General features: G+C 69.2%; 10 protein-coding genes. 4 read left to right on the plus strand and 6 right to left on the minus strand.

Translation table 11 applies throughout. From position 1 onward, the window contains the following. Positions 1–114: 114 nt before the first annotated feature. On the plus strand, positions 115–939 hold the full coding sequence (locus tag ACIA49_RS24185; RefSeq protein ID WP_396379594.1) for a helix-turn-helix domain-containing protein: 825 nt from the start codon (positions 115–117) through the stop codon (positions 937–939). Positions 940–949: 10 nt separating this feature from the next. On the opposite strand, the gene ACIA49_RS24190 is transcribed toward ACIA49_RS24185, so the two are convergent. Together ACIA49_RS24190 and ACIA49_RS24195 are read right to left on the minus strand one after the other, a co-directional pair. Beyond that, positions 950–1,378 carry an organic hydroperoxide resistance protein gene (locus ACIA49_RS24190; protein WP_396379575.1) on the minus strand — a complete coding sequence of 143 codons (429 nt, stop codon included), beginning with the start codon at positions 1,376–1,378 and terminating at the stop codon, positions 950–952. A gap of 15 nt (positions 1,379–1,393) precedes the next feature. Further along, a complete protein-coding gene (locus ACIA49_RS24195) occupies positions 1,394–2,347 on the minus strand; it encodes a zinc-binding alcohol dehydrogenase family protein (protein WP_396379576.1) in 954 nt (317 codons plus the stop codon). 51 nt (positions 2,348–2,398) lie between these two features. Here ACIA49_RS24195 and ACIA49_RS24200 point away from each other — a divergent pair, with 51 nt between their 5' ends. Further along, a complete protein-coding gene (locus ACIA49_RS24200; RefSeq protein WP_396379577.1) occupies positions 2,399–3,049 on the plus strand; it encodes a TetR/AcrR family transcriptional regulator in 651 nt (216 codons plus the stop codon). Here the strand turns inward: ACIA49_RS24200 and ACIA49_RS24205 are convergent. The 4 genes from ACIA49_RS24205 to ACIA49_RS24220 all read right to left on the minus strand — a co-directional run bounded on the left by ACIA49_RS24205 (position 3,033) and on the right by ACIA49_RS24220 (position 6,517). After that, positions 3,033–3,779, minus strand: a complete 747-nt coding sequence (locus tag ACIA49_RS24205; protein ID WP_396379578.1) for a sulfite exporter TauE/SafE family protein — start codon at positions 3,777–3,779, stop codon at positions 3,033–3,035. The two genes, ACIA49_RS24200 and ACIA49_RS24205, sit on opposite strands and share 17 nt — an antisense overlap. Before the next feature lie 68 nt (positions 3,780–3,847). Further along, complete coding sequence (locus ACIA49_RS24210) at positions 3,848–4,990, minus strand: SPFH domain-containing protein (protein WP_396379579.1); 1,143 nt, start codon at positions 4,988–4,990, stop codon at positions 3,848–3,850. 126 nt (positions 4,991–5,116) lie between these two features. Then, on the minus strand, positions 5,117–5,653 hold the full coding sequence (locus tag ACIA49_RS24215) for an NfeD family protein (RefSeq protein WP_396379580.1): 537 nt from the start codon (positions 5,651–5,653) through the stop codon (positions 5,117–5,119). Positions 5,654–5,734: 81 nt separating this feature from the next. Next, positions 5,735–6,517: an ABC transporter ATP-binding protein gene (locus tag ACIA49_RS24220; protein WP_396379581.1), complete on the minus strand. Its 783-nt coding sequence runs from the start codon at positions 6,515–6,517 to the stop codon at positions 5,735–5,737. 59 nt (positions 6,518–6,576) lie between these two features. Here ACIA49_RS24220 and ACIA49_RS24225 point away from each other — a divergent pair, with 59 nt between their 5' ends. Beyond that, positions 6,577–7,311, plus strand: a complete 735-nt coding sequence (locus tag ACIA49_RS24225; RefSeq protein ID WP_396379582.1) for a hypothetical protein — start codon at positions 6,577–6,579, stop codon at positions 7,309–7,311. Positions 7,312–7,381: 70 nt separating this feature from the next. Beyond that, entirely contained in the window at positions 7,382–8,599 is a 1,218-nt protein-coding gene (serB, locus tag ACIA49_RS24230; protein WP_396379583.1) for a phosphoserine phosphatase SerB, read from the plus strand. Positions 8,600–8,724: the final 125 nt, after the last annotated feature.

Consider the following 8,724-nt stretch of genomic DNA (forward strand, 5'->3'; position numbering starts at 1 on the left):
GTAGCATCGCGGGCTGAAATGGGTGAGTGGACGGGTGCGGCGGGTGCGGCTGTGACAGATGACGGTGTGCCAGTGGCCGGCGGCGGAGATGGTGGGCCGACGGCGCTGCGGATCATGCTGGGCGGACAGCTGCGCCGGATGCGGGAGCTGGCCGGGATCAGCCGCGCCGACGCGGGCTGGCAGATCCGCGCCTCGGAGTCGAAGGTCAGCAGGATGGAGCTCGGCCGGGTCGGCTTCAAGGAACGCGACGTCAGCGACCTGCTCGACCTCTACGGGATGCAGGACGACGCCGAACGCTTCCGGCTGATGGAGCTGGCCCGGGCCGCGAACAACCCGGGCTGGTGGTCCCGGTACGGCGATGTGATGCCGACCTGGTTCACCAACTACGTGGGTCTCGAGGTCGCGGCGACGCTGATCCGGACCTACGAGGTGATGTTCGTCCCCGGCTTGTTGCAGACCGAGGCCTACGCGCGGGCCGTCGTACAGCTCGGGAAGTCGTATCTACCGGACGAAGAAGTGGCTCAGCGGGTGGCGCTGCGGGTGACCCGGCAGCAGATCCTCACCCGGACGACCCCGGCGCGGCTGTGGGTGGTCGTTGACGAGGCGGCGCTGCACCGGCCGATCGGCGGCGTCGACGTGTTGCGGGCGCAGATCGAGCACCTCATGACGTGCGCGCACCAGCCGAACATCACCTTGCAGATCATGCCGTTCAGCAGCGTCGGCTACCCCGGCGCGGGTGGTGCGTTCAGCATCCTGCGGTTCCCCGACGGGGACCTGCCGGACATCGTCTACATCGAGCACGCGGCGAGCGCGCTCTACCTCGACAAGCTCGAGGAGGTCGACGAGTACGCCGCAATCATGGAGGGGCTCACGATTGCGGCCGCACCCGTCTCCGCGACCGAGGGCCTGTTGAAGGAGGCCCTGGCGCGACTGGACTGATCGGACGGGATCAGGCCAGCTTCAGGTCCACGACGATGTTGCCGCGGGTGGCGTTGGAGTACGGGCAGACCTGGTGGGCCTTCTCGACCAGGTCCTGGGCGACGTCCTGCTCGAGGCCCGGCAGGCTGACGACCAGGGCGACCTGGATGCCGTAGGCGCCACCGGGGATCGCGCCGAGGCCGACCTCGGCGGTGACCGTCGAGCCGGCGGTGTCGACGCGGAGGCGACGGGCGACCGTCATCATCGCGCTCTGGAAGCAGGCCGCGTACCCGGCGGCGAACAGCTGCTCGGGGTTGGTGCCGTCACCGGTACCACCCAGCTCGGCCGGCGGGGCGACGACGACGTCCAGCTTGCCGTCGCTGCTCGCGACCTTGCCGTCGCGGCCGCCCTCAGCGGTGGCCTTGGCGGTGTAAAGAACCTTCTCGACTGCAGTGACCATGATTGTGCTCCTGATTCAGCGTGTGGGGTCGAGCACGAGCTTGCCGACGGTCCGGCGGGCTCGCATGTCTTCGTGGGCCTGGGCAGCCTCGGCCAGCGGGTAGTCGCCGCCGACGATCGCGTGCAGTGTGCCGTCGACGATCAGGCCGAACAGCTCGTTCAGCGGGTCGGACAGTGTGACCGGGTTGCGCAGCAGGTCCATCAGCCAGAAGCCGGAGACCGACTTCGAGCCCTTCATCAGCCGCTGCGACGCGATCGGCTGGGCAGCCTCGCGGGAGGCCGCACCGAAGGTGACCAGCCGGCCGAACGGCGCGAGCGCGTCGAACGAGTCGTCGAACGTCGATCCGCCGACCATCTCCAGCACGATGTCGACGCCCTTGCCGCCGTTCGCCTCGAGGATGCGGTCCTTGAGGCCCTCGGGGGCGCTGTCGATGGCGACGTCGGCGCCGAGCTCGAGGGTCTGCTTGCGCTTCTCCTCGGAGGACGCGGTCGCGATCACGCGGCCGGCGCCCCAGAGCTTCGCGAGCTGGATGGCGAGTGAACCGACGCCGCCGGCTCCCGCGTGCACCAGGACGGACTCCCCCGGCACGAGATGCGTCATCGTCTTCAGCAAGTGCCAGGCGGTCGTGCCCTGGACGATCAGCGCGAGCGCATCGGCGGCGCTGACACCCTCCGGTACATCGAAGGCCAGCGCGGCGGGCGCCACGGCCTTCTCGGCGTAACCGCCGCCACCGGCCAGGGCCACGACGCGACGGCCGTCCTCGGTCCGGCCGACCACCTCGCCACCCGGAATCATCGGCAGCTTCGCCTTCTGCAGGTAGCTGTTCTCCACCTGGTGGGTGTCGGCGTAGTTGATCCCGGCGCGCTCGACGGTGATCAGCACCTGACCGTCACCCGCGACCGGATCCGCGACGTCGCTGACCTTGAGGACCTCAGGTCCACCGAACTCAGTGATCTCGATTGCTCGCATACGTTGTACTATACACTGTACGTTAGCGAGATCGAAAGGGAGTTGGATCACATGCCACGGACACCGCGCAACACCTTGAGCCCCGACCTGGTCGTGCGGACCGCACTGCTGGTGATGGAGGCCGAGGGTGCCGACGGGTTCAGCCTGCGCAGGGTCGCGGCCGAGCTCGGCGTCGGGCCGATGGCGCTCTACACCTACTTCCGCAACAAGGACGATCTGTACGACGCCATCCGCGACCACCTGATGGGGTTGATGCCGCCCCCGCCGGACGGCCTGACCTGGCCGGACCAGGTCCGGTCGGTCTGCCGGGACCTGCGGATCCTGATGCGCCAACATCCTTGCCTTGCGCAACTACTTGCGAGCCGGCCGCTGAGCGGGCACGAGACCGCGCGGGTCGCCGAGGGGCTGCTCAGTGTGCTGCGGTCGGCCGGCTTCGAGCCGGAGACCGCCGCGCGCACGCACACGACGCTGTTCACTTACGTGCTCGGGGCAACGACCTGGGAGATCCAGATGGCCCAGGAGCAGAGTGACCCGGACGCGTTGCGGCGACTACGGGCGTCGATGGAGTCGCTGTCGTCGCGGGACTTCCCGACGGTGATCGAGCTGGCGCCGGAGCTGGCCCGCACCACCGGCGGCGACACCCAGTTCGACTACGGACTGGATCTGCTGCTGGCAGGTCTGACGGCTAGAACACCATCGTGACGATGGCCAGGATGCCGATGCAGACGATCAGTCCACGGAGTGCGATCGGCGGCAGCTTGCGCCCGTAGCGGGCGCCGAGGAAGCCACCGATGGTGGAGCCCACCGCGATCAGACCGGCGGCCAGCCAGTCGACGTCGGCGACGATGATGAACAGGATCGCGGCGACCGTGTTCACGACCGTGGCCAGCACATTCTTCAGGCCGTTCATCCGCTGCAGGTTCGGGTCCAGGCCGAGGCCGAGAATCGCCATCAGCAGCACCCCCTGAGCGGCGCCGAAGTATCCGCCGTACACGCCGGTGGCGAAGACCGCGGGGATCACCCACCAGGCGCCGCGATGAGTATGCGTCGGGACGCTGATCCACTTCGACAGCAGCGGCTGGAAGGCGACCAGCAGACACCCGAGCAGGATCAGGACCGGGACGACGGCGTGGAACGCGGAGTCCGGGGTGGTGAGGAGCAGCACTCCCCCGACGACACCGCCGATCAGTGAGGCCGGGATCAGCCGGATCATCCGGCCGCGCTGGCCCTCGAGTTCACGCCGGTAGCCGATCGCGCCGGCCGCCGTACCGGGTGAGAGGCCGACGCTGTTGCTGACGTTCGCCAGGACGGGCGGGATGCCGACCGCGAGCAGGGCCGGGAAGGTCAGCAGTGTGCCTGACCCCACCACGGCGTTGATCGTGCCCGCGCCCATTCCCGCCACCAGGACGAACAGCGCCTCGAACCATGTCATCGTTGCCAGACTCTACAGACAACAGCAGGGCCCCCCACTGTGTGGGAGGCCCTGCTGAGACAGCTCGATCAGCGCTCGAGCGGCGGTTCGGCCTCGGGAAGGCTGTGCTCCGGGCTGGTCGACGGCGCGGGGGCCGCCGCCTGCCGACCGCTGACGGCAGCGTTCTGCGCGGCCGCGATGGCCTCCTGTACGGCGTTGTCCGCCTCGGCGACCGCCTTGTCCTGGACACCGCCCTCGACCTCGGGCGTGGCCGCGGCGTCGGAGATCTCCGGCGCCTGCCAGTTGCCCTCGGCCTTCTGCGGGATGCCGGCGATCTGGCCGACGGCACTGCCCAGACCCTCCATCGCCTTGCCGATCTCGCTCGGGATGATCCAGAGCTTGTTCGAGTCGCCCTGGGCGATCGACGGCAGCATCTGCAGGTACTGGTAGGCCAGCAGACCCTGGTCCGGCTTGCCGGCGTGGATCGCGTTGAAGACCGTGGTGATGGCCTGCGCCTCACCCTGGGCCTTCAGGATCCGGGCCTCCCGCTCGGCCTGCGCGCGCAGGATGCGGGACTCCTTGTCACCCTGGGCGGTCAGGATCGCGGACTGCTTCTGGCCTTCGGCCGACAGGACGGCGGACTGCCGCATACCCTCGGCGGTCAGGATCGCGGCGCGCTTGTCGCGGTCCGCGCGCATCTGCTTCTCCATCGAGTCCTGGATCGAGGGCGGCGGGTCGATCGAGCGCAGCTCGACCCGGTTCACCCGGATGCCCCACTTGCCGGTGGCCTCGTCCAGCACGTAGCGGAGCTTCTCGTTGATCTCCTCACGAGACGTCAGCGTCTGCTCCAGGTCCATGCCACCGATGATGTTGCGCAGCGTGGTCATGGTCAGCTGCTCGATGGCCTGGATGTAGTTCGAGATCTCGTACGTCGCCCGGACCGGGTCGTTGACCTGGAAGTAGATGACGGAGTCGATCGACACCATCAGGTTGTCCTCGGTGATCACGCCCTGCGGCGGGAACGAGACGACCTGCTCGCGCATGTCGATGGTGTAGCGGACCTTGTCGACGAACGGGGTGAGCAGGTTCAGGCCCGGCTGCAGGCCGGTCTTGTACTTGCCGAACCGCTCGACGATCCCGACGGTCTGCTGTTGCACCACCCTTACGGACTTGGCCAGGGTGACGATCACCAGAATGGCGACGATCGCCAGCACCACAAGGAAGCCGATCACTGGACCCTCCACTCGACAGAACCCTCAGGACGGACAGTCTTTCCTATCGACGGGGCAACGAGCGCCCTGGTTCCCGGCGCGTCGTCGCCTGTTCGAGCAGATTGCTCGACGTCCTGCAGTTCGAGCCTACTGCTGCTCGCCGGAGGCGCTCGGCGGACCCGGTTCGGGGTCGTTCAGCCCGGGGTGGGTATCGAGCTCGTGGCGCACCGGCTCCGGCATCGGGTAGACGACCGCGGTGGCGCCGTCGATCGACATCACCTCGACCCGGGTCCCCGGCTCGATGGTCGACACCTCGTCGTACGGGCGGGCCGTCCACAGCTCACCACCGAGCCGGATCGAGCCACCGCCGTCCGGGTGGATCTCCTTCACCACCGTGCCGGTGCGGCCGATGACATGGGCCGAACCGGTCTTCAGCTCACCGCCGTGATGCAGTTTCCGGACCAGCAAGGGCCGGATCGCGGCGAGCATCGCTGCCGCGGTCACCAGGCCGACGACGATCTGCAGCCAGAGCAAGCCGGGGAAGAAGGCCGACACACCTGCGGCCGTGAGCGCACCGGCCGCCAGCATCAGCAACGTGAAGTCGAGCGAGGCCAGCTCGGCCAGGGCCAGGACGCCGGCGATCGACAGCCAGGCGGCCCACAGATTGTCGCGCAACCAGTCCATCTACTAACCCTATCCACGTTCGGGATATTCGGTAGGCCCTTGGACGCAGCCGTTACCGATCCGGCTCCCGCGGTACGGCGGTCAGAGGGCGCGGGCGGAGTAGCGGCCGTCTTCGCGGGTGAGGGAGAGCGCGAGGTCGAAGGTGTCGCTGAGGGTTTCGGCGGTGAGCGCCTGGTCGATCGGGCCGGCCGCGACGACCTTGCCCTGCTTGAGGAGCAGGGCGTGGGTGAAGCCGGGCGGGATCTCCTCGACGTGGTGGGTGACCAGGATCATCGAAGGGGCACCGACGGCGGTCGCGATCGCGCTGAGCGAGCGGACGAGCTGTTCGCGGCCGGTCAGGTCGAGACCGGCGGCCGGCTCGTCCATCAGCATCAGTTCGGGATCGGTCATCAGGGCGCGGGCGATCTGGACGCGCTTGCGCTCACCCTCGGACAGCGTGCCGAACGTGCGGTCGCTCAGGTGCTCGATCCCGAGCTCGGCAAGCAACTCCTTGGCCCGCTGGTGGTCGAGTTCGTCGTACTCCTCACGCCAGCGCCCGAGGACGGCGTACGAGGCGGAGATGACGACGTCGGAGACGCGCTCGCTCTTCGGCAGCCGGTCGGCGAGGGCAGCGCTCGTGATGCCGATCCGCGGACGGAGTTCGAAGACGTCGATCGCGCCGAGCACCTCGCCGAGCAGGCCGACAACCCCTGAGGTCGGGTGGATCTGCGCAGCCAGGATCTGCAGCAGGGTGGTCTTGCCGGCTCCGTTCGGGCCGATCACAACCCAGCGGTCGGCCTCGTCGACCGACCAGTCGATCCCGTCCAGCAGCCGAGCCCCACCGCGCACGATCGAGACATCTGCCAGCTCCACCACAGCAGTCATGCGGGCAAACCTACGTGGTGCCTGGCGGGCGTCGTACGCCGGGTGAGAGACTGACATGCGTGCTGACCACCTCCGCCTCGGTCCGGTTCACTGTGTGGACCAATGCGATGCTGACTGGTGCCTGCGATCCCGACACCGCCGCGCACAAGATCCTCGGTGAGGATGTCGGGCACCACGTCGCCGGACTGCCCGGGCATCCCGAGCCCGCGACGCTGCCGGTTGCGCTGAACCTCCTGCGCGCGGCCGGCGCCAAGCAGGCCCACCTCGCGCTTCCGATCCCGGGCGACCCGATCGGATTGGCTGGACCGCCTGCCTTCAACGAGGTGGCGCTCGAGTCGGGTGAAGCGGTCGTCTTCACCGGACCGGAGCTCGGCCTTGTTCCGTCGTACGTCGGCCCTGCCGTGCAATGGACTGCCCTGCCTGCAACGAGTCCCCTGCCGGCCGACTTCGGTGAGGCCGACCGTGCGCTGCGACTCGCGCTGATCGACGCTGCCGACTCATTGGCCGCCCTGGACGTCGCGCGGTGGAAGCCCGAGGTGGCCGACGCGCTGATCGACATCCGCCGGATCGGTACCGGTCGCAATGACGACCTGGCCCCGGGATACCCGTCCCGCGCGGTCAAGTCCGCGGCCACCGCCCGCCGCCTGCTCGCGATCGCCGACGCCGCCCTCGAGGACGACGGCTCCGCCATCACCACCACCGACGCCGACGCCCGCCGCCGTACCCTCCAGTCCCTCGCCACCGCCGCCCGCCGAGCCCTCGTCGCCGCCTGCGCACCCCCGGTCGCCGACTGACCCTGTTCATGTTTGGGATGTGGACCGGACCACCGGACGACAGGTGTTGTCTGTAGCGTTTGGCTTTGAGATGACTGCTGAGGCTGAGGTTGAGAAGAGTTCGGCCGAGCGGCCGACGTTGCTGGTCACGTTGACCGGGACGGACCGGCCGGGGCTGACGTCCGCCGTGCTGTCGACGCTGGCCACGCGTGGGCTGGAGGTCATCGACGCCGAGCAGGTCGTGCTCCGGGGCCGGCTGATCCTGGGTGTGCTGTTGTCCGCGCCGCGGGACCACAAGAACCTCAAGGAAGAGCTCAAGGCGCTGGCGAGCGCGCTCGACATCGATATCTCGGTGAAGAAGGGTGTCGGCGACAACGAACCCCGGCGCAAGGGCCGCAGCCAGGTGACCGTGATCGGGCACCCGTTGTCGGCGGTCGGGCTCGCGGCGATCGCCGGGCGGATCGCGGACACCGGTGCGAACATCGACCGGATCAGCCGGATGGCGCGGTACCCGGTGACGGCGATGGAGATCGCGGTGTCGGGTGCGGAGCCGGAGACACTGCGCACGGTCCTGGCGCAGGAAGGTGTCCGCCAGGGGCTGGACGTCGCCGTACAGGATGGTGGGTTGTACCGGCGGGCCAAGCGGCTGATCGTGATGGACGTCGACTCCACGCTGATCCAGGGCGAGGTGATCGAGATGCTCGCCGGGCACGCGGGCCGGGAGGCGGAGGTCGCCGCGGTCACCGAGCAGGCGATGCGTGGGGAGCTCGACTTCGGGGAGTCCCTCGTGCATCGGGTGAAGGCGCTGGCGGGGTTGCCGGCATCGGTGCTCGACGAGGTGTATGACGCGATCCAGTTCGCGCCGGGTGCGCGGACACTGGTGCGGACGTTGAAGCGGCTCGGGTACCAGTTCGCGATCGTCAGCGGCGGGTTCAGCCAGATCACCGACAAGCTGGCCGCCGAGCTCGGCATCGACTACGCGAAGGCGAACGAGCTCGAGATCGTCGACGGTGTCCTCACCGGCCGCGTGGTCGGCGAGATCGTCGACCGGGCCGGCAAGGCGACGGCGCTGCGTCAGTTCGCCGAGCGCTCGAAGACGCCGCTCTCGCAAACCGTCGCGATCGGCGACGGCGCCAACGACCTCGACATGCTCGCCGCCGCCGGCCTAGGCGTCGCCTTCAACGCCAAACCGGTCGTCCAGGCAGCCGCGGACACCCACCTCAGCGTCCCCTACCTGGACACCATCCTCTACCTCCTAGGCATCAGCCGCGAAGAGGTAGAAACCGCCGACGCCGACCAACCCACCTGATCCCCCCCCCCCCCCCCCCCCCCCCGGGGGGGGGGGGGGGGGGGGGGGGGGGGGGGGGGGGGGGGGGGGGGGGGGGGGGGGGGGGGGCGGGGGGGGGGGGGGGGGGGGGGGGTGGGGGGGTGGGG

It is taken from the genome of Kribbella sp. NPDC051587 (assembly GCF_044453945.1).
Lineage (GTDB): Bacteria > Actinomycetota > Actinomycetes > Propionibacteriales > Kribbellaceae > Kribbella.

Excerpts from the sequence above, each read along its gene's own strand:
- ACIA49_RS24200 (WP_396379577.1), top strand. The coding sequence starts at position 2,399 with ATGCCACGGACACCGCGCAACACCTTGAGCCCCGACCTGGTCGTGCGG.
- ACIA49_RS24185 (WP_396379594.1), top strand. The coding sequence starts at position 115 with ATGCTGGGCGGACAGCTGCGCCGGATGCGGGAGCTGGCCGGGATCAGC.
- ACIA49_RS24220 (WP_396379581.1), bottom strand. The coding sequence starts at position 6,517 with ATGACTGCTGTGGTGGAGCTGGCAGATGTCTCGATCGTGCGCGGTGGG.
- ACIA49_RS24205 (WP_396379578.1), bottom strand. The coding sequence starts at position 3,779 with ATGACATGGTTCGAGGCGCTGTTCGTCCTGGTGGCGGGAATGGGCGCG.
- serB (WP_396379583.1), top strand. The coding sequence starts at position 7,382 with ATGACTGCTGAGGCTGAGGTTGAGAAGAGTTCGGCCGAGCGGCCGACG.
- ACIA49_RS24190 (WP_396379575.1), bottom strand. The coding sequence starts at position 1,378 with ATGGTCACTGCAGTCGAGAAGGTTCTTTACACCGCCAAGGCCACCGCT.
- ACIA49_RS24215 (WP_396379580.1), bottom strand. The coding sequence starts at position 5,653 with ATGGACTGGTTGCGCGACAATCTGTGGGCCGCCTGGCTGTCGATCGCC.
- ACIA49_RS24195 (WP_396379576.1), bottom strand. The coding sequence starts at position 2,347 with ATGCGAGCAATCGAGATCACTGAGTTCGGTGGACCTGAGGTCCTCAAG.